Source organism: Oryzomonas japonica, from assembly GCF_008802365.1.
GTDB lineage: Bacteria > Desulfobacterota > Desulfuromonadia > Geobacterales > Pseudopelobacteraceae > Oryzomonas > Oryzomonas japonica.
Map to the genome: position 1 here is coordinate 1 of NZ_VZQZ01000001.1, position 23,733 is coordinate 23,733.

Sequence of the window (23,733 nt, forward strand, 5' to 3'; positions counted from 1 at the left end):
CTTTGTCGATCTGCGTGACCGACAGGTTGAGATACTCTCCGAATTCGGCCTGTTTGTTGCCGGTAAAGATGTCGTTGAACCAGCCAAACTGGGTCGAGCTTCTGCCGTGAATCTCCGCCGACCACGCAGCGGTCGAGCCAAACACAACCGCTGAACAGGCCAACAGGCAGAAAAATCTTTTACATGTCATCAGAAACCTCCTTTCATGTAATCTCAAAACTTTAAAACCAAACAAACTTCGTGCGCTTCTTCACCACCTTTCTATCCCTTAATATCTGGTCAACGAGAACATTGCCAAAACACGAACACTTTATCGCCCTGACGCGAAACGGCGGCCAGCACAAGCCGTTTCTTACCGTTAAACGCAAAGCATCAATCGCATAATACATTGAAATACAATATTAAAATAAAATTACGACGAAATCGAATAAGAATGAAGTGCATGCAAAGTTTACCGGCAAAATCGCCATATCACGCGTCCAACCGCGATATGGCGTTTTCACGGGCGGGCAATCCCTGCCGCCCCAATCGGCACGACGGCGCAAGACCACCAAAAATATAATAATTAAAACTAGTTATATCTTTAAATTCCCTCACAGTGGCGCAAATACGGGTGTTACCCCGTATTCGAGACCGATAATTACTGCACGAAACAGGCCAACAATACTTGTAACTTACTGATAAGAGTATTGTTTTAGAAAAGTGACGAAAAAATAGCAGGATAGAAGATTGCTGCACAACGACTGCCGGTAACGATCACAATCACTGGTGGCGGTTCTCCGCGATTTAGCGCAAGCGATAACGCCAGATCGCCGCCCCCCCTGCGCCCTATGGCGGAGTTGCCCGCGCAGCAAGCGAGGGCCTTATGCCGTATACAAAACTGATACTAAACGTCATTGTAAAAGTCAAGCATCGACATTGACAAATAGGTCGCATAGTTATTACTATAGTTTGAGCACCAAAGAAAAACCGATCAACCAAGGAGGTTGGAATAAGGAGTTATGCCTGTCTACGAATATTGTTGTTCAGCCTGCAACCACCAGTTCGAGCTTCGTCAAAAATTTTCCGATCCGCCGGCCAGTGAATGCCCCAAGTGCGGCGGGGCCGTGCAAAAAATGATATCCTCCACCTCGTTCAGCCTGAAGGGTGATGGCTGGTTCAAAGAGGGATACTGCCACAAGGCGGATGGCCCCAAGCCCGCGGCCTGCGCAGGCGGAAGCTGTTGCGGGGGACATTGACCCCCGGTGTCTACCTTGAAAATCCCCCGTTTGGGGGATTTTTTTTGTCGAAAATCATGTGCCGTCTCCCGGTAGCCCGCGAAAATATCTTTACAAATCACCGGGTTGAAACGTAGTATACAGTGACGTTCCCGCCCGCGCGCCACAGGGTTGTGCGTCTGGCATGACAATGGGACGGCAGAGAGGGTGACCAGCCAAAATCCGAACTAGCGAGAGGGGCTCACATGAAAGTCAAGAAAGCGGTATTTCCGGTCGCCGGACTCGGCACCAGATTTCTACCCGCCACCAAGTCCTCACCCAAGGAAATGCTGCCGTTGATCGATAAGCCACTGGTGCAGTACGTGGTCGAGGAAGCGGTTGCTTCGGGCATCGAGCAGATTCTGTTCGTTACCGGCAGGGGCAAGCGGGCCATTGAAGACCATTTCGACATCTCCATCGAATTGGAGTCGCATCTGGAGGAACAGGGGAAACTGGCGACCCTGAAGGCCATCCGTGAAATAGCGGAGATGCTTGATATCTTTTATGTCCGCCAGAAAAAGGCGCTCGGGCTGGGGCACGCCATCCTCTGCGCCAAGGACTTTGTGGGCAACGAGCCTTTTGCGGTCCTGCTGGGTGACGACATTATCGACAGCAAACGCCCCTGTTTGCGGCAACTGCTGGATGTCTTCGAAGAGCGTGCAGGTTCGGTGCTGGCGCTTGAGAAGGTCCCCCTGGAGAATATCTCCTCCTACGGCTGCGTAAAGGCGGACCGGTTATCCGAACGCGTCTTCCAGGTGGAGGACATGGTGGAGAAACCCAAACGGGAGGAGGCGCCTTCGGACATGGCCATTATCGGCCGTTACGTCCTGACGCCGCGGATCTTCGGGATTTTGGAACAACAGGAACCGGGCAAGGGGGGCGAGATTCAGCTTACCGACGCCATCCTCAAACTTTCAAAAGAAGAATCGGTGTACGGCTGTCTTTTCGAGGGATTGCGCCACGACTGCGGCGACAAGTTGGGCTTTCTCAAGGCCACGGTGGACATGGCGCTGAAACGGAGCGAGTTCAAGGTTGAGTTCGAGCGCTACCTGCATCAGAGACTGGCGCAGTAGCGGTTCCGGCGCAGCCCCAAGGGAGACGTCCCGGGGCTGCACGCCTGGCCATCTATTTACGTTCCTTCTGCCAGACGTATTCCGGTTCGAAATAGGGGGCATAGAAACCGGGGAAGGGAAAAGGGAAGGTGAGGACCTCGCCCACGCCGCTCAGGGTTCTGACCAGCGTCATGCCGATCCCCTTGAGAGGCCCGACGGTGAGCCCCATCCCGACCCCATCCTCGTGAAAAGTCTGATAGACCTGCTTCGGCAACTCCCACCATCCCAGAGTAACATTGGATACCCCGCGAACCATCTTGACAGACATCCCCCCGACCACCTCCTGGGGCGTCGAGGTCTCCACCGTCTTGAACTGGTCCGTGGCGCGGGACGGTTGCGCGCAGAGGCTTACCGCCAGCAGGAGGCCCGCTGCCGTCAGGGAACGAATCCGCCGCATGCTAGTGCGCCTCCTGCGGGGAAGGCTCCGTACCGCTTTGGGAGGAAATTGCCGACGTATCCCGTTTGGGCTCCCAACCTTCCCACACGTAGGCCGGGTCGATCATGGGGTCGTAATAACCGGGTTGGGGGACAAGGAAGAAAACCGCCTCCGTCACGCCGATGAATCCCCGGTACAGCGTCATGCCGATCCCTTTGAGCGGACCAACGACATACCCGACCTTCCCCATATCGCGAACGGTCAGTACCGACTGTTTGGGGATTTCAACAATGCTGGTGGCAAAATTGGTTACGCCGCGGGTAAATTTGACGGCCATCTTTTCGGCGATCATCTCAGGCTGCTGATCGGCTCGGGCCATAACCGGAACCGTCAGTACGACGGCCAGTAGCATAACGGAAAGCAGCAGGTTCGTCTTCATGGCATCTCCTTTTGTCCGCGATTACTGTTCAGTAGCCTCTTACCACAAACGACCTCTGCATGCAAGAAGGTTCACAGGTCGAAAAGCGTCGGCTCCTTGGGAAGATACGGTTCGAAGCGCTGCTTGAGGTGGCGCAACTTATCGACGTAGTAGGGTATGTTTATATCGGGGCGCTCGGGGACGAAGGCGCTCACGGGGCGGCAATGCTCGTACGCCGTTGCGTCCCGGCCCGAGCCGCCGACATAGTAGCTGACCTGATCGCCGGCCCGGTAAACGCGCTGCGACGCCAGGGCGATCTCGAAGGCGGCGGCAGGGTTGCGCCGCCCCTTTTCGACCTTCTCCCGGTAGGTGGCCGGCGACTCGTTGAGCGTCTCCGTGCGGGCAACCCATGCCACATCCAGATCCCTGGACCGGAGGCGGGTCAGATACCCCTGGTACAGCCGCTCTATATCCGCCGATGAGCCGGTCAACAGCAGCGTAATGGCCTCACGCATGAACTCCCGCAGGTATCGCTCCAGCCCCCGGGAACGGAGTCCGCTCCCCCTGATGACGACCCGGCCGTCATACCCCAGGAGGGCGTAGTTCTTGGCCTTGTAGGCGAACATGGACCGGTACCTGCCGTCCATCTCCACCTCGATCCCTTCGGGAACCCCCTGGGATACCCGTTCCACAAGGGCCGCCTCGTCGGCCTCCGTAACGCACGAGTCCGGGGGCCTGAAGTAAATCCCGTCCGTATCCACCTCCACCGGCACCGCCCCCTCCGCCTTCAGCAACGCGATCATGCTCCTGATGGTCAGGCGCCCCAGGCGGGTCACCTCGGCGGCCGCCTCGGGGTCGGAAAAGTTGTGCAGCGGAGCCCCCAGGTAGCCGAAAAACGAATTGATCAGCACCTTGAAGACCTGTTGCAGGGCATCGTAGTAGTGGCGCTCGCTCTCGGCGGCGCTCTCCCGGGCAGCCCGCTTTGCCTCCAGCCGGAAGCGGCGCAGTTCCGCCAGCATCGGGAGGAAAAGCCCCAGGGTATCCTTGACCGGGCCGAGCCGGTAGGTCAGCATCAGGGAGGGGTATAGCGACGCCACGTCGCAATGGACGATCGGCCCCGAGACTCCCTGCACCGCACTCTCCGTGTATCCCCCCTCGAAGGCGGGCGCTTCGCCGGTGCGTTGGGGGATGGCATGGCCACGGTGCAGGTACTCCCGCAGAAAGAGCGCATTGATCCGGGTTGCGTTGCCCCGCAGGGGGCAGTTCTGAAAGGAGTAGGGGAAGATGCGGGTCTGCAGGAACCAGGGGTAGCCCAGCAGGCGGAACAGGGCCAGGGTCTCGCGCACATCGTCCAGGTTATAGCGGTAGAGCAACTCCGGGTCATGGTCGAAGGTTGCGGCAATCCCGTTCCCCTCCAGGTAGACCCTCTCGTCAGCGGCGATGCCGAAATGCCGGGCCACCTGTTTCAGGCCGTGGCTTTCCAGGCTGCGCAGCGAGATGTCATAGAGCTGCACCAGAAAATAGGTATCGATGATATGGCGGCCGTACACATCCCACCGCGGATAGTCGATGACCTTCTCCGCCAGGGCCCAGCGGGAATTGGCCGTGATGTGGGGGGCGGCGCCGTTACGGCCCCAGGTGAGTCGGATGCCGTGCAGCGCGGCGCGCGTGGCGATGTACTCCAGGTCGAACCGGAAGATGTTGTGGCCGATGATGACATCCGGGTCGCAGCTTTGGATCGCCTCGTTGAGCGCCCGGAGCATGGCCGGCTCGTCGAGCAGGTCGCCGCGCAGTACGGTTTCCTGGCCGTGGGAATCCTTGAGGGCGATGGAGACGATCCGGTCTTCCCGGCGTTTTGGGTTCGAGAACTCGAACCCCTCGGCGCAGTAGGTTTCTATATCCAGCGCCAGGCAGCGCAGGTCGCCGAACTCCAGCCCCTTGAACAGCGTAGCGCCGGTGGTCAGCAGGTACTGGTGGGAAAGGTCGGAGATGAACAGGTAGGGGGCGTCGGCGCTGCCGGCAGGCACCCCGGTTTTGGCGGCCAGGAAGTCCCGCGCCGTCAGGCAATCGCCCCATGAATCGAACAGGAGTTGGAACCGGTAGAAATCGTCGCCCGCCAATTGACGCACCGAGCAGGGCGCCCGGCAACCGCTCACTAGGGCCGGGTCACTGAGCAGGATGAACGGGCGGAACGGCTCGTCATGGAACTGGACACCATGACCCGTCCTGAAAAAGAGGCGCATAAACGGGCCCGCCGGCTCCACGGCAATGATGCCGGTCCGGTTGTCATGGCCGAACAGTAACGGATTTTGTCCCATATCGCTCATCTGCATGGCGGCGACTCTCTCTAAGAGGTTGTTGAAAAACAGCCATCTCGCCGCCGTCCTCGAAGTCCCTTTGTGCGGCGTAGCGCTGCTACGCCTCCGTGTGGCCTTCTGCGGGTGCGACGATCTGACTATTTTTGAACAACCTGGGCTTTTCAACAGCCTACAAGTGTGCCGTGGTTACTGGCGGCTGAACAAAAAAGGCGCAGCAAGAATGCCGCGCCTTTTCACGAATGGTGCCCGTATGGCCACGGGAGGATCGTGGCGTCCTTTAGCGGGCATCGGGTACACAGCATGTCTCCATGTTATTTGGCATGTTTGGCGAGGTAGCTGGCAACCCCTTCCTCTGTCGCTTTCATGGCTTCGTCGCCCTCCTGCCAGTTGGCCGGGCAGACCTGATCGCCGTGGGTTTCGACGAATTGGAGGGCATCCACCATGCGCAGGGCTTCAGCCACATTGCGGCCCAAGGGCAGGTCGTTGATGACCGCGTGACGGATGACGCCTTTGGTATCGATCAGGAAGAGGCCGCGCAGGGCAACGGATTCGTTGAAAAGGATACCGTATTCCCTGGCGATGCTCTTGTTCAGGTCGGACACCAGCGGGTACTGGATGTTGCCGATGCCGCCGTCCTCGACCGGGGTGTTCTTCCAGGCCAGGTGGGTGAATTTGGAGTCGATGGAGACACCGATCACCTCGGTGTTGCGCTTTTTGAACTCGTCCAGCTTCTTGTTGAAGGCCAGGATCTCGGACGGGCAGACAAAGGTGAAGTCCAGCGGGTAGAAGAACAGGACGACGTTTTTGCCCTTGAGGCTGGACAGGGTGATCTGGCCGAAGGTATTGTCGGGCATGACCGCATCGGCGGTGAAATCGGGGGCTTGTTGGGTGACGAGTGTTGCGATAGGCATGGGATTCTCTCCTTTTTTGGAATAGTTACATCGAATGAGTAACTAATACCAGCCAATCGGGCACCTGTCAAGAGGATAAAAATAGTCTTTTAGTCTTTTTATTCCAAAGGCGCGGTGAAACCGGCAACTTGCCGGCTGTTACCGGAAAACTGGCGGCAAAAATGTTCTTGACTCTTTGTTTCAAGCGTTTTAGTTTAATATTAAATCGTTTGACATTAATCAAATGTGTAACCGGCGAGCGATGAGGACCAGTCGCTTACCGCGGGGCAGGGAAACAGCGGTACTCCTGCTGACGATCTGACCAGTCACGGAAGCAGTCTTTCAATAATCTAAAAGGAGATGTTTTATGAAGAGTTCATTTTGGGATGCCGTAAAGACGAGAAGATCCTATTACACCATCAGCAAGGAACGGGTCGCCACTGATGAGCGGATCGAGGAGATCGTAGGGGAGGCGGTGAAACATGTGCCGTCATCGTTCAATTCGCAGAGCGCCCGGGTGGTCATCCTCCTCGGCGAACAGCATGATCGGTTGTGGGATCTGACCAAGGACGAATTGCGGAAGATCGTGCCGCCGGAGAGTTTTCCAGCTACCGAAGGCAAGATTGATGGCGCGTTTCGCAGCGGCTACGGTTCGATTCTCTATTTTGAAGATACCAGCGTCATCAAAGGGTTGCAGCAAAAGTTTCCGTTATACCAGGATAACTTCCCCGTCTGGTCCAACCAGTCCTCAGGCATGTTGCAGTTTGCCATATGGACGGCTTTGGAAATTGAGGGATTCGGTGCCACGTTGCAGCACTACAATCCGGTTATCGACGAGGCGGTAAAAACCGCTTGGGACATCCCGGCGGCATGGAAGCTGATGGCCCAGATGCCGTTCGGCAAGCCGGTTTCCCAGCCCGATGAAAAAGAGTTTCAACCTTGTGCGAAGCGGGTAAGACTATTCAAATAGCTTTTGCAGCTACCACGATAAAGGAGCATAATGCCATGGCAACAGAGACGAAAAACGATACCTGCAGCGTTCGTGAGGAACACCAAGGTCACCTCTGCGAATTGGAAAGCCAGCAGGAGTGGGACATTATCAAGCAGGTCACGGACCAGCCGACGGTCAGGTGCGAGAACTGCGGCAACGTGGCAAATTCCCCCAGAAACGTCTGTATGCCCACTGATTTATAGGGATTTGGTTACTTGGCCCGTTGCCATGGTTTCACCGTGGCACGCCGTGCGGTAAAACCTGCCTCACGGCCAGCACTATAAAATCACCTGCAAAGGAAAAGGAGCGTGTAATGAAGAAATTCGTCTGTACCATCTGCGGCTATGTTCACGAAGGAGATGCTCCCCCGGCCGAGTGTCCTCAATGTAAGGCCCCGGCGGAGAAATTCGTCCTGAAAGACGACCGCGACCTTAGTTGGGCCGATGAGCACCGGATCGGTGTCGCACAAGGAGTCGATCAGGAGATCATCGAAGGTCTCAGAAGTAACTTCATGGGCGAATGCACCGAAGTCGGCATGTATCTGGCCATGAGCCGTCAGGCTGACCGCGAGGGACATCCCGAAGTTGCCGAGGCCTATAAACGAATCGCTTTCGAGGAAGCGGAGCATGCCGCCAAGTTTGCCGAGTTGCTGGGAGAAGTCGTCAAAGCCGACACCAAGGCAAACCTTACGGTGCGTGTTGAAGCGGAAAACGGAGCCTGCAAGGGCAAAAAAGAGTTGGCGACCAAGGCCAAGCAACTCAATTACGATGCCATTCATGACACCGTTCATGAGATGTGCAAGGACGAAGCTCGCCACGGGCAAGTCTTCGCCGGTCTGTTGAAACGCTACTTCTGAAATGTTCCAAAGGTTTCTGCCCGGGTAAAATCACGTACCCCGGACAGCGTCACGGCATCTCTCGACTGATGTTGCCTAGCCCAACCGAGAGGAGCAAGAAGCCCCGCGGGTCTCTTGCTCCTCTCATGACATAACAATATCTGCACCCACGCCTACCCCTGGGGAACCGGCTTCATCGGCGTGACGAACCGTTCCATAACCCAGCCGCGCTCGCCGTTCGTCAACTCCACATAGTACCAGTCCGGCACCTTGCCGAGCACGTTCAGTACCGTTCCCCGTCCGACCTCGGTCAGGATATCCTGCTCCAGGCTCGGGCCGCTGCGCACATTCAGCAGTTCGCTCTGCACCACGACCCGCTGAGCGGACTCGACGGCGCTCGGCGCGGGGGTTACCACCGTCGCCGGCGGTTCCACCACCACATACCCCTCGGGGGCCTGCCGGTAGTAGATGCCGTTCAATTCATAGTAGGTAAGCCCACCCACCACGAGGGCGGCAAAACCCAAGGGGAGCGAGGGGACGACCAGGCCAAACGGCGGAGCAACCAGAAAGAAGCCATCGCCCCCCCGGCGATAATAGCGGCCCCGGGTGAAATAAAACGAATCCCTGCCGTACCCTATGACCCGGTGTTCCCGGGGCAGTTCCCGAAAACGCGGGCCCGACCAGTATGCGGGTGGAGGCGACCGCCATGCCCATGCATCCCCGAACGTCATAAGTGACGTCCCGAGGAGTGCCAGACACGCTGCCAGCGGATACCATCCCCGTTTCTTGAACATTACCATACCCATTACCTCCTGTTTTCACCTTGTGGTGCGGCGTAACCTTTACCTTTCGCTCTGTTCGCGAGACCTCGCACGGGACATTAGCCGTCGGCAGGCGTCGGCCGCACGGTTGATTCGGGCAGAATCCGTGGTGATTCGCCCGGCGTGAACGGCAACAGCAGAATCTGTTGAACCCCGCTGCTGCGAAAACGGATCTGCAGCCGCAACGCCTTGGCGCTTTGAGCCTCACCCGGGAAAAAGATGAACCCGCTGGCCAGTGAACCGGCAGGGATTGCCTTGCCTTCTATCACCTTTTCGCGGACATCGCCGGCAATCCGCGCCCGCTCTTCCCGATCATCGGCCTTTGATGCCCCGCCGATGACGGCGCCGCCGGCTGCACCCAGAACGCCCCCCGTTATCGCCGCACTGCCGGCCCTATGGCCAGATACGACCCCCAGGGCCAAACCAAGAATGGAACCGGCCGCGGCGCCGTACATGGCCCCTTTGCCGGCACCGCTGCCGATTGCCCCTCCGGCGGTCGCCGTATCGACACGACCTATTGCCTCCCCTTGTGTCAGGACCTTCCAGTAGCGGTTGCCGCCATCAATGAGGAAGGTTTGCGCCGCCATGACCTCAACCCCCTGCCCGCTTTGGTTGTCCAGCACCAGTTGGATCGGGAGGAGGCCGGCGCTGCGGACATCGAAGCCAAAGGCGTCGTCTGCCTTGGCGGGATCGTCGAATGCCTCGGCCCCGACCCTCAAGCCGTTTACATTCAAAGAGGTGGCGTTATCCTGCGGAGCACGAAAGGGGACCGCCCTGCTTTGGTACGCAACGCACCCCGTAAGGTGGGCGGCAATAACCATGACACTCAGTATTTTCTTCATCGCTCTGCTCTCCAAAAAGGCAAAAACAGCCAACCCGCACGGGCCGGTCTTGTGGATTCATCTTTGGGCGCCTATCCCCCAACGGTGATAGGCGCCCCCTCTCCGGCTACTTATCCGTGGCTTCGGAGTGTTTCTGGTGCAGCGTCTTCAGCTTGGCAAGCTGGTCCGGCGTCAGAATGGCCCGAAACTGGGCGCCGACCTTGGCCTTGTTGATATTCAGGTCCGCCTGGATGCCGGCAATCTTGGCAGTTTCGGCGCGGATGGCCGCTTCGTCGATGCTGTCGGCGTGGAGCAGCGCCTCCAGGTTTTTACGTTCCGTGCGGAGGTTGGCGACAATCGGCTTCACCACATCCCTGTTCCCCTGGAAGATCGCCTTGGCCTGGGCTTTCTGGGCGTCGGTCAGGCCAAGTTTGCCGAAGAGTTTACCCATGTGCCTGTGCTGCTGCTTGCCGCAGCCGCCGTCGTCCCAACCGCCATCGTGCGCCTGTGCAATGCCGGCAAACGCCGTCACTGCCGTAATACAAAGCATCGCCGCAATTCTCTTGATACCGTTGTGGGAATTTCCCATGATTTTGTACCTCCGGAAATAATGACATCTACCTTCTAGACACCACAACTCCCGAAAAGGTTACTACGCCCTGAAAACCTTTTTGTATCAGGGGACTGGGTGGCGCTAAACATGAGTGTCGGTGGGGGGAGGAGAGAAGGGACGCGGATGCACGCGAACAACAAGCACTGTGGCTTGGGGCAAGGGAAGCCGCAACGTCATCGCTTGATCGCAACGCTGGTTTGGACGACCTAGCGGACGGAACGGTAATGGCGTTCAATCTCTTCGACAAGATGCGCCAGGGTAGAGTTGGGCGGCTCTATGTCGACCTTGAGCCCCAGGCTCCGGCAGGCCTTGGAGGTAATGGCCCCGATGCTGGCCACGGACACCCCCTTCAGCATGTTCACCAGGAGGTCGCCGCCCAGCATATCGGCCAGGTTGTGGACCGTGGATGAGGAGGTAAACGTGATGCAGTCGACGGTGCGCTTTTCAAGGGAAAAGAGCGCTTCGGCCGGCAACCGGTCCGGCATGACGTTGCGGTAGGCGACCGGGCTGTCCACCTGGGCTCCCATGCGTTTCAACTCACAGGGGATGACCTCCCGGGCCTTGTCGGCGCGGGGGAAAAGAACCCTGGTACCGTTCATTGCCAGCTTGGCGAATTCGGCCACCACCCCTTCAGCCTTATAATCCGAGGGGACCATGTCGGGGAGAATGCCACAGGCGCGTATCGCTTCGGCCGTCTTCGGTCCCACCGCACAGACCCGGCAGGTTCCCACCGCCCTGGCATCCAGGCCTAGGAAGGCGAGACGCTGGAAAAAGCGGCGAGCCCCATTGACCGAGGTCAGCACCAGCCAGTCATAGTGGCTCATGCTCCGAATGGCGCTATCCAGCGGCTCCCAGGATTCCGGGTCCACCAGTTTGATGGTGGGGCACTCCATAACCGTCGCCCCGCGGTCAGTCAGCATGGCGGCAAATTCCCCGGCTTGGTCGGCGGCGCGCGTTACCAGTATCTTGCGGCCGAAAAGCGGGCGGTTGTCGAACCACCGCAACCGGTCTCTCAACGCGACCACCTCGCCGACAATGGTCACGGCCGGCGGCTTGAAGCCGATAGCCTCGGCCCGGTCGGCAATGTCGCCCAAGGTGCCGGTCAAGACCTGCTGTGCCGGTGCCGTTCCCCAGCGTACCAGCGCCACCGGCGTTTCCGGGCTTCTGCCGTGCCGCAGCAAACGCTCCATATTGCTCCGCAGGGTGGTGATCCCCATGTAAAAGACCACCGTACCGTTGCCCAGGGAGAGGCGGTCCCAGTCAATGGCCGACTCGCTCTTGTCTTTTCCCTCATGGCCGGTGACAAAGGCCACCGAGGCGGTGAAATCGCGGTGGGTCAGGGGAATGCCGCTATAGGCCGCCGCACCGACCGCTGCGGTAACGCCCGGCACCACCTGGAAGGGGACACCGGCCGCGCTCAGGGCCTCGCATTCCTCGCCACCCCGCCCGAAAACGAAGGGGTCGCCCCCCTTGAGCCGGACCACAATCTTTCCCTCGCGCCCCTTTTCCACCAGCAACCGGTTGATCTCCTCCTGGTCCTGATTGTGGCGGCCGCCGATCTTGCCGGCGTAAATCAGCTCCGCATCGGCCGGCGCATGGGCCAGGAGTTGCTCGTTGGCCAGGTAGTCGTAGATCACCACCTGAGCCCGCTGCAGACACTCCACCCCCTTGAGGGTGATCAGCCCCGGATCGCCGGGACCGGCGCCGACGAGATAAATCATCCCCGTATGCTGCGACGGATTGCTCATGGATGTGAAGGGGAACCTATCTCTCTCTGGTAGACCTCTTCAAGGATGGTCTTGCCACCCTCGCCGAGGAGCTGGTCGGCCAGTTGGATGCCCAGCTTCTCGCATTCCGCGACCGGGCCACTGACCTCACCCCGTACGGAACGCTGACCATCAACCGCGGCGATGAAACCGACCAGGCGCAAGACCCCGCCGTTGACCGTTCCATGGGCCGCAATGGGCACCTGGCAGCCCCCCTCGCAGCGTTTCAGCAGGGCGCGTTCGGCCCGTACCGCATAGCTGGTGTCCGGGTGGTTGAAGAAGTCGATGGTCTCCGTGATCACGGCGTCGTCCAGACGGCACTCGATACCCAACGCACCCTGGCCGATGGCCGGGATGGAGAGATCCGTGTCCAGGTATTCGGCGACCTTTTCGGTGAAACCGAGCCGTTTCAAACCGGCTGCGGCCAGGATGACGGCATCCAGATTATCGTCTTCCAGCTTGCGGATGCGGGTTTCCACATTGCCGCGGATAATAACCATCTGCAGGTCGGGGCGCACCTTCAAAAGCTGGGCCTGGCGGCGCAGGGCGCTGGTGCCGATGCGGGCTCCCTGGGGCAATTGGCTGAATTTGACGTTGCGGGAGATAACGGCGTCGCGCGGGTCTTCCCGCTTGGTGATGCAGTGCAGCCCCAGCCCTTCCGGAAACTCGGTCGGGACATCCTTCATGCTGTGCACGGCGATGTCGATCTCCCCCCGCAGCATGGCCTCTTCGATCTCCTTCACGAACAGTCCTTTGCCGCCGACCTGGGCCAGGGGCACGTCAAGAATCTTGTCGCCGATGGTCTTGATCTTGGTCAGGGTGACCTCCATGCCGGGATAGCGCTTCTCCAGTTCTGACTTGACCCAGTTGGCCTGCCAGAGCGCCAGTTGACTGGCGCGGGTGCCGATGCGTAACTGTTTGGGGGGCATAATCTGTCTCCATTCACGGGGAAATTCAAACAAATTCAAAAAAACACATCAACGTCTGCCACAGAGACACAGAGACACAGAGGCTCACAGAGAAAGGCGAAATGCTTTTCGGGAAAAGCAGGAATGTTGTCTTTTGGCCTGTCTTGCTCTCCCGGTTTTCTCTGTGTCTCCGTGTCTCTGTGGCAGATTTATGCTGTTTAGCCTTCGAGCCTTACACGATGACCGGCAGCCGCTCCGTCAGTCTGATCTCCTGGGGCGTCACCAACGCCCGGTAGGCCAGGGCCTCCACGCCGTTGTCCAGGGCCAGCCTGAGCAGCCGCCCGTATTCCGGGTCGATGGCGTCGGCCGGGGAAACGCTGTCGCCGTCTCCGCGCTGGACCGTGAAGAAGATCACCCCCCGGTCCCCCTCCTCGACGACCCGCATCAACTCGCGCAAATGCTTCTGGCCGCGGGTGGTGACGGCATCCGGGAACAGGGCCCGGTCGCCTTCCACCAGGGTGACGTTCTTGACCTCCACAAAGCAGCGTCCCTCTACCCCTTCCAGGAGCAGGTCGATACGGCTGTGTTCGCCATAGGGCACCTCGGGCCGGATCGCCTTGTACCCCTGCAACTCCGCCACCGTGCCGTCTTCGATCGCCTCCCGCGTCAAGCGGTTGGGCAGGGCGGTGTTGATGCCGGCCCAGAAGCCGTCCGCCTCCACCAGTTCCCAGGTGAGGGGATACTTGCGCTCCTCGTTGGCGCTGCGGGAGAGGTACACCCGGCTGCCGGGGACGGCACACCCCTTCATGCTGCCGGAGTTGGGACAGTGGACGGTGACAACCGTGCCATCCTCCAGTTCAACATCCGCCAGAAACCGCTTGTAACGCTTGACCAGGCGGCCCGCAATCAGCGGCGGCAGCCTCATGGCCGGGTGCCCCGTGCGCTACACTTCAAGTTCCAGCTCTTCGTGTTCTTCGAGGACAGCCTCGAGTTCAAAGAGCTGCCGCAAGCCGTCCACGTACAGGTCCACACGCCCCCCCTGGCCGGCCTTCTTCAGCACCGTGGTGGGGGTATGGAGCAGTTTGTTCATCATGGCCATGGTCAGGGCCTCCAGGCGCTTCTCCGCGTCGGGGGGCAGGTCCTTCCAATTGGACAGGGTCTTTTCCAACTCCGCCCGGCGGATCTCGTCGAAGTGGTTGCGCAGGGCAACAATGGTGGGGGTGACCTCCAGGGACGCGAGCCACTTGAAAAACTGGCCGATCTCCTGGTTGATGATCTCCTCGGCCTTCTCGGCCTCCAGGCTGCGCTGGGCCAGATTGGCCTGGACGATCTCCTGCAGGTTGTCCACCGTGAAGAGGTAGGCGTTCTCCAGGTCGTCCACCTTGGGGTCGATGTCCCGGGGCACGGCGATGTCGATGAAGAACATCGGCTTGAACTTGCGCCGCTTGACCACATCCTCCACGTCCTTGGGGCCGATGATGACATGGGGGGCGCCGGTGGAGGAGAGGACGATGTCGGCCCGGTGAAGGTGCTGGAACAACTCCTCGAAGCGCACCGCCTCGCCGCTGAATTCCTCGGCCAGGCGTTCGGCCCGCTCGAAGGTGCGGTTGGTCACCATCACGCCGCGGGCGCCGCTGTTCATGAAGTGCTTGGCGGCCAGTTCGCACATCTCGCCGGCGCCGATCAGCATCACGGTCTTGTCGGACAGGCTGCCCAGGATCTTCTTGGCCAGCTCAACCGCGGCAAAGGCCACGGAAACCGCCGAAGAGGCGATCTTGGTCTCGGTGCGCACCCGCTTGGCAACAGAAAAGGCCTTGTGGAGAAAGCGGTTCAGGATGATGCCGGATGACTTGTATTCGGCGGCGTAGCCGTAGGAGGTCTTGATCTGACCCAGGATCTGGGGTTCCCCCACGACCATGGAGTCCAGACTCGACGCAACCCGGAAGACATGGCGGATGGCCGCTTCGGAATGGTAGCTGTAGAGGTGGGGCTCGAGGGATTCAAGGGGGATATGGTGATATTCCGCCAAGAAGCGCTTGATCCGGGCGATGCCCCCCGCGATGTCGCGGGTTGTGGCATAGATCTCGACCCGATTGCAGGTGGAGACAATCACCCCCTCGACGATCTCGTCGAGGGCGACCAGTTCGTGGAGCGGTTTCTCGATCAGGTTGGGCGAAAATGCGACCTTTTCCCGTATTTCAACGGTTGCGGTCTTATGGGAGAGACCAACGACGATAATATTCATTCAGCACGCATTCCTTACAGCATGTGATAACTGCTGAAACGATGAGCTAGAGTACGATATCCTATTTATAGCTGTGGAGGCCGGGCAGCCACATGTTCACCCCGATAAAGGTAAACAGCATGATCAGAAACCCTGCGATGGAGAGCAGGGCGGCGCGCTTTCCGCGCCAACCGGTGGTCATACGGCCGTGCAGAAGGGCGGCATAGATGAACCAGGTAATCAGCGACCACGTTTCCTTGGGGTCCCAGCTCCAGTACGTACCCCAGGCCTTTTCGGCCCAGATGGCGCCCGAGATGATCGCAACCGTCAGGAGCGGAAAACCGATGGTCAGGCAGCGATAGTTGATGTCGTCAAGGGTGTCGAGGGAAGGCAGCTTCTGGAACAGGGCGCCGAATTTCTTTTTCTTGAGAAAATGCTGCTGGATCAGGTAGATCACGGCGGCGGCGAAGGCGATGGTGAAGGTCGCATAACTGACGAAGGCCATGATGGTATGCACCCACAGCCAGCCGCTCTTGAGGGCCGGGTTGAGCTCCTTGATCACCGACGGGAAGGCGCTGGAGCCGATGATCATGAGAAGCGCCAAGGGGATGACGAACGAGCCCAGGATGGCGATCTTGTACTTGCGCACGAACAGGAGGAACGCCCCCACAATGACGAGGCTGAAGAAGGAGAGGGACTCGTGCATGTTGGTGATCGGCAGGTAGCCGGCCGAATTGAAGCGGTGGATGGTGGAGAGGAGATGGGCCACAAAACCGGCAGCGACCAGCCGGCTTGCCCACGTCGCCACGCCCTGCGTCGTACGCAGCAAATAGCCAAGGTAGAGCGCGGTAGCCAAACCGTACAACACCAGGGTGCAATAGAAGAAAATCTGGCTCATGAAATGTCCTTGGGTGCGGAAAGCTCGGCGATCAGGCATCTCGCCTTCGTGCGTAAAAGCGCTTTATTGTATGTGGTGCCATTCCCTTCCGTCAATAGCTTTTCTCGGTCGGCGGCCAGTTGCTCCACAAGATCTGCGTAATCATTACCAATCATGCCGGCGATGGCGTCGCGCACCTCGGCGGCGAGGGCCGGGCAGCGGCCGCCCGTCGAAACGGCGATCTCCAACCCTCCCCGCCGCAGGACCGCCGGGAAATGGCAATCTCCCGCCTCCGGCTGGTCGGCAACGGAGACAAGGATGCCTTTCTCCACGGCCTCGAGCGCCACCCTGCGGTTCACGGCGGGGTCATCGGTTGCCGCCACCACCAGCGTAACGCCGTCCAGGTCGGCGGTCTCATAGCCGCCGCTCCGTATCGTCACGGCGCCGGACGCTTCCTGCTCCCGTATCGCGGGCAGTACCGCCGGGGCGACGACCCGGACCACGGCCCCCGCCTCGCGCAAGGTCTGCAATTTGCGGGCGGCCACCTTCCCGCCCCCCACTATCAGGACGGCCCGTTTCCCCATATCTATGTTCAGGGCAAGATACGGCATCGGCTCCCTTCCGCAAAAAGCCCCCGGCCCGCTCACTTTGTGCCGGGCGGTGCGGAGAGGCGGGGCGGAATCGTGGTTTTTGATCGAAGAATTGCCAACATACAACCTTTCGTCCCGTAATTCAACAAATGGGATACCTACCGAGTTTATTCTTGATTTTTTCCCCGGCTGGTATATCATTTTTCAAATATGAACCCACCAAAAGGAGATGTTTTTTATGTCCAGTGAAAAGGTACTTGCATTCACCGATGCAAATTTTGAGCGCGAGGTAATCCAGTCCGATATCCCGGTGCTCGTTGATTTCTGGGCCACATGGTGCGCCCCCTGCAAGGCCATCGCTCCGCTTGTCGATGCGGTTGCCGACGAATATGCCGGCAAGGTCAAGGTCGGCAAGGTCAATGTGGACGAAAATCAGGCAACACCCGGCAAATACGGCGTGCGCGGCATTCCCACCATCATCCTGTTCAAGGGTGGGGCCGTCGTCGACCAGATCGTCGGAGCGGTTCCCAAATCCCAGTTGGACGCCTTGATCGCCAAGGCGCTCTAACAACATGATGAAGCGTATCAGACCTGTCCGCGGGCTTGTCATGGGCCTTGCCATAACCGGGCTCATAGCCCTGCTGCCGGCCCAGCTCCTGGCCCTGCCCAAGGCGGGGCTGCCGGCCCCCGCGTTCAAGGTGGTCACGACGTCGGGCCAACCGGTGTCCCTGGAAAACTACCGGGGATATGTGCTGGTCATAGATTTCTTCGCCACGTGGTGCGAGCCCTGCCGCATGTCCATACCCCACCTGGTGAAGATGAACCAGAAATACGGAAAGCAGGGGTTGCAGGTACTGGGTATGAGTGCCGATGAGGATGGGGAGCGCGTCGTCAAATCATTTGCCGCGGAACATCACATCAATTATCCCGTCGCCCTGGCGGGGGACCCGGTTACGGAAGGGTTCGGCGTCCGCTCGGTGCCGGTCATGATCGTCATCGACAAGAAGGGCAAGGTTGTCGAGGTATTCAGAGGGTTTTCCGACGAGATCGGCAGTTCCATGGAGACCCTGGTCAAAAAGCTGCTGGTTGAAAAATAGACTCATCTTCATCCCTGCCATCCAAGGGATAAAAAACCTTCATCAGGCAGAGTCCACAGGCCGGCGCCGTAACGCCGGCCTTTTTTCTATCCCGGTTCTGCAGCAGCCAGGCGATGTGGTCCGGAGCAAAACGCCCCTTGCCGATATCGACCAGCGTCCCCACCATGACCCGGACCATGTTTTTCAGGAATCCCTCTCCCACCACATCGATGAAAAGAAAGCCATCCTCCTGCCGCATGGTAACGGAGTCGATCCTCCGCACCGTTGTTTTGGCGACGCAATTGGAAGCCCTGAACGCCGCGAAATCGTGCCGCCCCTCGAACGCCGGCAGGGCCTCGCCCATGGCCTTCAGGTCGAGCCGTTCCTTCACCTGCCAGGCGTGGAAGCGGTGCAACGGCGAGCGCACCGGGGAGAGGAGAATGGTGTAGCGGTAGTGCTTGGCCAGGGCGTCGCCGATCGGCTTGAAACCGGCCCGGACCTCGTTGGCATCGATGATGGCGATATCCGCCGGCAGAAACCTGTTGGTCCCCTCGACGAAGGCGCGTAACGGCAGGTCCCGGTGCGTCGTAAAGGCAGCCGCCATGCCGCGGGCGTGCACCCCTGCGTCGGTCCGCCCCGACGAGCGGAGCCGCACCACTTCTCCCAGCAGGCGTTCCAGGGCCTCCTCGATGACCTGTTGTACCGCCAGGCCATTGGGCTGGATCTGCCAGCCGGAATAGTTAGTGCCGTCGTACTCTATGGTCAGCTTGATGGTCCGCATCCGTCAGACGCCGGCCGATGCGGGGGACCGGACGGCAAGCGCCGCCAGTTCCGCTTCGTCGAAACGGTACCGTTGCCGGCAGAACTCGCAGGTGATGTCGGCTCCCTGCTCCTTCTCCCCCATTTCCCTGAGTTCATCCGGCCCCAGGGTCAGCAGGGCGCGCTCGACCTTTGCCTTGCTACAGCCGCAACGGAAGAACACCTCGCGCGTTTCCAGCAGGTTGTAGGCCATGCCGCCGAAAAGCCCGCTCATGATCGCTTCAGGCCCCCCCTCTTGCAAAAGCGCGCAGAGCGGCGGCAGTCCCGCAATCCGCTGCATCATCTCATCGATCTCCGCGCTGTCCGCCTTCGGCAGCGCCTGGACCAGAAAACCGCCGCACAACGCAACGCCACCCTCCTCATTCAGCGAGGCACTCAGGCCGACAGCCGAGGGAACCTGTTCCGAGTCGGTCAGGTAGTAGGCCAGGTCGTCGCCGATCTCGCTGCTGCGCAGTTGCACCATGCCGTGGTACGGTTCCCCCCCCATGCCCAGGTCCTTTGAGACCGTGAGAAAACCGGCATGCCCCAGCACATCCGGGACATTCCACTTACCGTTCTGCGGTTCGGCCTCGGCACCGGGGTCGCCGACGCATCCCCGCACCGCGCCATCCGATTCCGCCTCGATGATCATCTTGCGCATGGGGCCGTTGCCCTCGAATTTGAGCGCCACCCTCTGGCCCGGCTTGAGCTGGGCCCCGAGCAATGCGCCACCGGCAAGGCCGCGGCCCAGGGCCACGCTTACCGTGGCTGATGCCTGTTGCAGCGAGCAGATTTCACGGGCAAGGCCGCTGACGCTGCACGTCAGCACGCGTATCCCACCTGACGCGCTCATGGCGCGGACGATAGTATCGGTCATAGTATCTGTCTCCTTCTCTCCAAGGGTACAAGTTCCCGGCAATGACGGCAACCATATTTCATAGCACAGGGATCGCGAACAAAAAAAGACCGCATACCAGGACGCGGTCTTTTCGAAGCAGATGAAACATCTCCCTCTTTCGGCGGCCGTTGCTCCCGCCAGCGGCTTATTGCCGTTCTCGGTTCAACTCTTCCGCTTCCGCAGCGTGGTAACGCTCTCCCCGCCGATGCCCCAATTATCCGTCTCCACCTCATCGATCACCACCACCGTGGTGGCCGGGTTCTTCCCCAGCACGTCCACCAGCAGTTGGGTGGCCCCCTTGATCAATAGCGCCTTCTGTTCGGCGGTTGCCCCTTCACGGGTGATCCTGATGTTCACGTACGGCATAGCACTACCTCCCTGTGAAATGATGGCAACCGGATTCCCGGCTTGCCCGGCAACCTTTACGTCAGATTATCCCCTGCTCCTTGACCTCTGCCTTGAGCCAGGCATACACCACCGGAGCCGCTACGAGCCCCACGAGGCCAAAGACCGCCTCCATGAGCAGCATGGCGCTCAAGAGTTCCCAGGCGGTCGCCTGGACCTCATGCCCGACAATTTTGGCATTCAAAAAATATTCGGCCTTATGGATCACCACCAGAAACAGTAGTGAGGCGACGCCGACCCCCGGGGAGACGCCGAGGCTGATCACGACGATCACCGAGTTGGACACCAGATTGCCCACCACGGGGAGCATCCCGACGGCAAACGTCAGCAGGATCAGAACCGTTGCCATGGGGAGGTGAACGCCGAAGAGCGGCAGCGCGATCAGCAGGTAGACGGCGGTCAACGTCGTGTTGAAGGCCGAGATCTTCACCTGCGCGAAAACCACCTTGTCGAAGGCCGTGGCAAGAGCACGCAGCCGGGAACGCAACGCCCCCATAAACGGTGGCACCTCGTCGTGCTCCTTGAAATGATGGACGGCAACCATCCCGCCGACGACCATGCCCAGCAGGATATGGGCAAAGACCTTGAGCCCCTCCATGCCGGCGATTGAGATCTTCTGGACATGATCGCCCAGCATCTCGACCATCTGCTGACGCAGCCCTTCAATGGTCGTCGGCAGCACCTCGGCAACCGATGTGGGCAGCGCCCGGCGCAGACTGCCGAACGTTTCGACCACCATGGCAAGCAGGGCGCCGATGCCTTGGCTGCTGCCGATGAATGACCAGGCGACGGCGCACGCGCTGGTCAGGCAGGCGATGACGCACATGACGACAACGCCCAGGGCGACCGTGTGCGCAACGCGGTTCATGTTCTTGGGGAGGTGGCGGGCGAGCTTCAAGGTCAGCACATACACCGTAAGGCCGGCAAACGCGGCCGGCAGCAAATGGAAGTGCAGCACGGCCACGGCGGCCGTTACAGCCAGGACATAACTGATCATGGTAGAGCGGGGCATGGGTACCTTCTCATTTGGGTCGAAATCCGGGGTGGCATCGCAAGGGCCCGTGCCGGCGCGTCGTCTCGCCACTCACTGGGTCCGGGTCAACCACCGCCGCACCGGAGATTATCACGAAGGGCTTCTCTGTTCCACATAAAGGCGCGCCCAATGCCGTTACCGCTGCGGCGTCAATGCCGAAGCCGTGAATCAATTCCACGAACAGAGGCACCCGGATCGCCTCCGGGTGCCTCTGTCTGTATCATTTTATCGCAGCATGATCACCGCTTCAGGCCTCTTCCACCTCGCCGCCGGGATGGAGGAACAGGTTCGGGCCGCCGCGCACCTTCCCCTCCTCTGCCATCAGCATATCCAGCGCCAGGGTGGCCAGGTCGTCGGCCGTGGCTTCCATGCGGCCGTCCTTCTCCAGATACAACAGCTTCAGGTAGGCGTTGCAGTCCGGGCAGCTCTCCGCCTTGACCGCGCCGTTGGTCCCCTCCAGACTGTAGTAGCCGATCCCTTCGGTGGCCTCGCAACTGCTGCACTTGAGCCGCACCATGTGCCACTGGGTGGCGCAGAGGGAGCAGGAGAGGTAGCGCAGCCCCTGTTTCGAGCCGTTGGCGTGGACGATGCCGGAGGCCGGGGCCGAACCGCACACCGGGCAGACCCCGCCCGCTTCCAGCCGGGCAAAGGCGTGTTCCCCCAGGGCCGTGGCCATGTGCACCCAGTAGACCTGGAGGGCGGCGGCGACAAAGGGGAGCTCCGGGGGAGGGACGGCGGCCTGATCGCCCGCCAGTATCTTGTCGGCCAGATCCTCCAGCCTGCATTCAGCACAAGTCAACAGCCCCGCCGCTGCTTCGCGGGCGGCCGCGGGCACCTCCGCCCCGGCCATGCGGCGCAGGATCAGCCCGAGCCCTTCCAGCCAGGCACGGTCCCGGTGCCGGAGCCGGGCGTCCAGGAGCGGCATGTCCCGGTCGCGGCAGAGCGCCCGTTCTTCCAGGGTGGGCAGGGGCAGGATGGGGAAGCTGTCCAGGGCCTCCTGCTGGGCATCAGCCAACAGCGCCAGGAAGCTCAAGTAATCCGCCAGGGGGTGGCCGGGGGCAAGGAGCCGGAAGCGCTCGGCACGGCGGGCGAACAGGTCGCGTTCGGCCAGGAACAGGAAACGTATCTCCCCGGCCGGCGGTTCGATCTGCCCCGGCTCAAGCATCTGGTCTTCGTTGCTCATTTACGTCCTCCTGTCATCTCCCGGAACCATGCCGGGTGGTGCTGTTTCGCCCAGGCGCGTCTGACCTTGCCGTACAGCATGGCGCCGATGCTCTCCTTGGTCCAGATGGCGAGATAGATGTGGCCCATGATCAGGGAGATCATCCCCGCCCCGGTCGCGGCATGCACGACCGCGGCCAGGCGGATCGCGGCAGGTGGAAAGAGGAACGAGAAATAGGCGCGCCACATGACGATGCCGGACAGGACGAGCAGCGTCATGCAGGCGGCCAGCAGCCAGAACAGCAGCTTCTGGCCGCCGTTCAGCTTGCCCGCCTCCGGCATGTTCCGGTCATCGCCGCCCATCATCTCGCGGGCATGGCGCAGCCACTCCCAATCACTCGGCGTCAGGACACACAGCTTCCGGAACCGGAAGAACATGCTGCCGAAGGAGAAGATCAGCGCCACCCCGATGAAGGGGTGGAGGATGCGCGTCCAGACGCCGCCGCCAAAGAGCTGGCTCAGCGGGTAGAAGGCGGGGTGGAACAGCGCCAGACCGGACAATGCCAGGAGGATGAAGGCAAACGCCACCAGCCAGTGGTTGACCCGCTCGGGAGCCGTATAACGATCTAATTTATCGGGATCTCGTTTCATTCCTCGAACTCCTTCTCGATCTCTTCCGAGACCTCGTTGGGACCCTTGGTCACGTAGTGGATAAAGGCGCCGGCGGCGACGGCGCCGAGGGCCAGGGAGGCCAACGGCTTGGTGGCCCCCTTCCAGAGCTCGACCATGGCGCCGATGGATGGGTCCTTGGGAAGACCGCTGTAGATCTCGGGCTTGTCCGCATGGTGCAGCACGTAGATCACGTGGGTACCGTCCACCCCTTTGGGGTCGTAGATCCCCGCCTTGGCGAACCCCCGGCTCTTGAGGTCCGCGATCCGCTCTTCGGCGTGGTGAAGCATCGCCTCCTTGGAGCCGAACACGATGGCGCCGGTGGGGCAGGTCTTGACGCAGGCCGGTTCCAGCCCCGCCGCCACCCGGTCGGAGCAGAGGGTGCACTTGTAGACCTTGCTGTCCTTCTGGGACAGGCGGGGGATGTTGAACGGGCAGCCGGTGATGCAATAGCCGCAGCCGATGCAGTTCTCCTCGTGGAAATCCACGATGCCGTTGCTGTACTGGACGACGGCTCCGGGGGCCGGGCAGGCCTTGAGGCAGCCCGGATTGGCGCAGTGCATGCAGCCGTCCTTGCGGATCAGCCATTCGAGTTTCCCCGGTTCCAGTTCCACCTCGGCATAGCGCATCACCGTCCAGGAGTTTTCGGTCAGGTCGGTCGGGTTGTCCAGGACGCCGTGGTTGATGCCCACATCGTCCCGCAGGTCGTTCCACTCCATGCATGCCACCTGGCACGCCTTGCAGCCGATGCACTTGGTGACGTCGATCAGCTTGGCCACCTCCATGGTCCGGCGCTGGCCGGGCGAAGGGGTGGTGGTGGCGGAACGGCGGGTTATGTCCAGTGATTGCAGTGCCATGGTCCGTCTCCTATAGAGGT

General features: G+C 60.3%; 27 protein-coding genes and 1 pseudogene. 7 read left to right on the forward strand and 21 right to left on the reverse strand.

The window, feature by feature from the left end; all coding sequences use genetic code 11:
• Positions 1 to 190 (reverse strand): annotated as a pseudogene (locus F6V25_RS00005) (hypothetical protein); the annotation flags it as partial.
• Between the two features lie 811 nt (positions 191 to 1,001).
• Between F6V25_RS00005 and F6V25_RS00010 the strand changes: the two are divergent.
• The gene (locus F6V25_RS00010; RefSeq protein WP_151126090.1) at positions 1,002 to 1,238 is read left to right on the forward strand and encodes an FmdB family zinc ribbon protein; all 237 of its coding nucleotides are present in this window, start codon (positions 1,002 to 1,004) and stop codon (positions 1,236 to 1,238) included.
• A gap of 224 nt (positions 1,239 to 1,462) precedes the next feature.
• Positions 1,463 to 2,329: a UTP--glucose-1-phosphate uridylyltransferase GalU gene (gene galU, locus F6V25_RS00015; RefSeq protein ID WP_149308142.1), complete on the forward strand. Its 867-nt coding sequence runs from the start codon at positions 1,463 to 1,465 to the stop codon at positions 2,327 to 2,329.
• A 52-nt stretch (positions 2,330 to 2,381) separates the two neighbouring features.
• Here the strand turns inward: galU and F6V25_RS00020 are convergent, their stop codons facing one another.
• From F6V25_RS00020 to F6V25_RS00035, 4 genes are all read right to left on the reverse strand, one after another.
• Complete coding sequence (locus F6V25_RS00020) at positions 2,382 to 2,765, reverse strand: exosortase system-associated protein, TIGR04073 family (RefSeq protein WP_151126091.1); 384 nt, start codon at positions 2,763 to 2,765, stop codon at positions 2,382 to 2,384.
• A gap of 1 nt (position 2,766) precedes the next feature.
• Positions 2,767 to 3,183 carry an exosortase system-associated protein, TIGR04073 family gene (locus tag F6V25_RS00025; RefSeq protein WP_151126092.1) on the reverse strand — a complete coding sequence of 139 codons (417 nt, stop codon included), beginning with the start codon at positions 3,181 to 3,183 and terminating at the stop codon, positions 2,767 to 2,769.
• A 71-nt stretch (positions 3,184 to 3,254) separates the two neighbouring features.
• Entirely contained in the window at positions 3,255 to 5,495 is a 2,241-nt protein-coding gene (locus F6V25_RS00030; RefSeq protein ID WP_246166911.1) for a DNA polymerase domain-containing protein, read from the reverse strand.
• A 296-nt stretch (positions 5,496 to 5,791) separates the two neighbouring features.
• Positions 5,792 to 6,391: a peroxiredoxin gene (locus F6V25_RS00035; protein ID WP_151126093.1), complete on the reverse strand. Its 600-nt coding sequence runs from the start codon at positions 6,389 to 6,391 to the stop codon at positions 5,792 to 5,794.
• A gap of 346 nt (positions 6,392 to 6,737) precedes the next feature.
• Between F6V25_RS00035 and F6V25_RS00040 the strand changes: the two genes are divergently transcribed.
• The 3 genes from F6V25_RS00040 (at position 6,738) to F6V25_RS00050 (ending at position 8,217) form a co-directional block, all read left to right on the forward strand.
• Entirely contained in the window at positions 6,738 to 7,340 is a 603-nt protein-coding gene (locus F6V25_RS00040; RefSeq protein ID WP_151126094.1) for a nitroreductase family protein, read from the forward strand.
• Between the two features lie 35 nt (positions 7,341 to 7,375).
• On the forward strand, positions 7,376 to 7,564 hold the full coding sequence (locus F6V25_RS00045; RefSeq protein WP_151126095.1) for a hypothetical protein: 189 nt from the start codon (positions 7,376 to 7,378) through the stop codon (positions 7,562 to 7,564).
• 110 nt (positions 7,565 to 7,674) lie between these two features.
• Positions 7,675 to 8,217 carry an NADH peroxidase gene (locus tag F6V25_RS00050; protein ID WP_149308167.1) on the forward strand — a complete coding sequence of 181 codons (543 nt, stop codon included), beginning with the start codon at positions 7,675 to 7,677 and terminating at the stop codon, positions 8,215 to 8,217.
• Between the two features lie 152 nt (positions 8,218 to 8,369).
• Here F6V25_RS00050 and F6V25_RS00055 read toward each other — a convergent pair whose 3' ends face one another.
• From F6V25_RS00055 to F6V25_RS00095, 9 genes are all read right to left on the reverse strand, one after another.
• The gene (locus F6V25_RS00055; RefSeq protein WP_191966024.1) at positions 8,370 to 8,996 is read right to left on the reverse strand and encodes a DUF6515 family protein; all 627 of its coding nucleotides are present in this window, start codon (positions 8,994 to 8,996) and stop codon (positions 8,370 to 8,372) included.
• An 80-nt stretch (positions 8,997 to 9,076) separates the two neighbouring features.
• On the reverse strand, positions 9,077 to 9,859 hold the full coding sequence (locus tag F6V25_RS00060; protein ID WP_191966025.1) for a glycine zipper family protein: 783 nt from the start codon (positions 9,857 to 9,859) through the stop codon (positions 9,077 to 9,079).
• A 106-nt stretch (positions 9,860 to 9,965) separates the two neighbouring features.
• Complete coding sequence (locus tag F6V25_RS00065) at positions 9,966 to 10,427, reverse strand: Spy/CpxP family protein refolding chaperone (protein WP_151126097.1); 462 nt, start codon at positions 10,425 to 10,427, stop codon at positions 9,966 to 9,968.
• 230 nt (positions 10,428 to 10,657) lie between these two features.
• Positions 10,658 to 12,172, reverse strand: coding sequence for a uroporphyrinogen-III C-methyltransferase (gene cobA, locus F6V25_RS00070; protein WP_246166912.1), 1,515 nt, complete (start codon positions 12,170 to 12,172; stop codon positions 10,658 to 10,660).
• 23 nt (positions 12,173 to 12,195) lie between these two features.
• On the reverse strand, positions 12,196 to 13,146 hold the full coding sequence (gene hemC / locus F6V25_RS00075; RefSeq protein WP_149308178.1) for a hydroxymethylbilane synthase: 951 nt from the start codon (positions 13,144 to 13,146) through the stop codon (positions 12,196 to 12,198).
• 211 nt (positions 13,147 to 13,357) lie between these two features.
• Positions 13,358 to 14,050: a DNA/RNA nuclease SfsA gene (gene sfsA / locus F6V25_RS00080; protein ID WP_151126099.1), complete on the reverse strand. Its 693-nt coding sequence runs from the start codon at positions 14,048 to 14,050 to the stop codon at positions 13,358 to 13,360.
• Positions 14,051 to 14,068: 18 nt separating this feature from the next.
• Positions 14,069 to 15,370 (reverse strand): glutamyl-tRNA reductase, encoded by a 1,302-nt coding sequence (gene hemA / locus F6V25_RS00085; RefSeq protein WP_149308182.1) that lies wholly within the window; start codon positions 15,368 to 15,370, stop codon positions 14,069 to 14,071.
• Positions 15,371 to 15,431: 61 nt separating this feature from the next.
• On the reverse strand, positions 15,432 to 16,247 hold the full coding sequence (ccsB, locus tag F6V25_RS00090; protein ID WP_149308184.1) for a c-type cytochrome biogenesis protein CcsB: 816 nt from the start codon (positions 16,245 to 16,247) through the stop codon (positions 15,432 to 15,434).
• Positions 16,244 to 16,837 carry a precorrin-2 dehydrogenase/sirohydrochlorin ferrochelatase family protein gene (locus tag F6V25_RS00095; RefSeq protein ID WP_191966026.1) on the reverse strand — a complete coding sequence of 198 codons (594 nt, stop codon included), beginning with the start codon at positions 16,835 to 16,837 and terminating at the stop codon, positions 16,244 to 16,246. Before F6V25_RS00095 ends, ccsB begins: the two co-directional genes overlap by 4 nt.
• Positions 16,838 to 17,054: 217 nt before the next feature.
• On the opposite strand from F6V25_RS00095, the gene trxA reads away from it, so the two are divergent.
• Both trxA and F6V25_RS00105 read left to right on the forward strand, forming a co-directional pair.
• Positions 17,055 to 17,384: a thioredoxin gene (gene trxA, locus F6V25_RS00100; protein ID WP_149308187.1), complete on the forward strand. Its 330-nt coding sequence runs from the start codon at positions 17,055 to 17,057 to the stop codon at positions 17,382 to 17,384.
• Positions 17,385 to 17,388: 4 nt separating this feature from the next.
• A complete protein-coding gene (locus tag F6V25_RS00105) occupies positions 17,389 to 17,913 on the forward strand; it encodes a TlpA disulfide reductase family protein (protein ID WP_151126101.1) in 525 nt (174 codons plus the stop codon).
• Here the strand turns inward: F6V25_RS00105 and truA are convergent.
• The 7 genes from truA to fdxH all read right to left on the reverse strand — a co-directional run bounded on the left by truA (position 17,888) and on the right by fdxH (position 23,713).
• Positions 17,888 to 18,673: a tRNA pseudouridine(38-40) synthase TruA gene (gene truA / locus F6V25_RS00110; RefSeq protein WP_151126102.1), complete on the reverse strand. Its 786-nt coding sequence runs from the start codon at positions 18,671 to 18,673 to the stop codon at positions 17,888 to 17,890. The two genes, F6V25_RS00105 and truA, sit on opposite strands and share 26 nt — an antisense overlap.
• A 3-nt stretch (positions 18,674 to 18,676) precedes the next feature.
• A complete protein-coding gene (gene hslO, locus F6V25_RS00115) occupies positions 18,677 to 19,567 on the reverse strand; it encodes an Hsp33 family molecular chaperone HslO (protein WP_151126103.1) in 891 nt (296 codons plus the stop codon).
• Positions 19,568 to 19,750: 183 nt separating this feature from the next.
• Positions 19,751 to 19,954, reverse strand: coding sequence for a 2-hydroxymuconate tautomerase family protein (locus tag F6V25_RS00120; RefSeq protein WP_151126104.1), 204 nt, complete (start codon positions 19,952 to 19,954; stop codon positions 19,751 to 19,753).
• 61 nt (positions 19,955 to 20,015) lie between these two features.
• Positions 20,016 to 21,005, reverse strand: coding sequence for an AI-2E family transporter (locus tag F6V25_RS00125; protein WP_151126105.1), 990 nt, complete (start codon positions 21,003 to 21,005; stop codon positions 20,016 to 20,018).
• 268 nt (positions 21,006 to 21,273) lie between these two features.
• Positions 21,274 to 22,209, reverse strand: coding sequence for a formate dehydrogenase accessory protein FdhE (fdhE, locus tag F6V25_RS00130; RefSeq protein ID WP_151126106.1), 936 nt, complete (start codon positions 22,207 to 22,209; stop codon positions 21,274 to 21,276).
• Positions 22,206 to 22,838, reverse strand: coding sequence for a formate dehydrogenase subunit gamma (locus F6V25_RS00135; protein ID WP_151126107.1), 633 nt, complete (start codon positions 22,836 to 22,838; stop codon positions 22,206 to 22,208). Before F6V25_RS00135 ends, fdhE begins: the two co-directional genes overlap by 4 nt.
• A complete protein-coding gene (gene fdxH, locus F6V25_RS00140; RefSeq protein ID WP_151126108.1) occupies positions 22,835 to 23,713 on the reverse strand; it encodes a formate dehydrogenase subunit beta in 879 nt (292 codons plus the stop codon). The genes F6V25_RS00135 and fdxH overlap by 4 nt, the downstream gene beginning before the upstream one ends.
• Between the last annotated feature and the right edge of the window lie 20 nt (positions 23,714 to 23,733).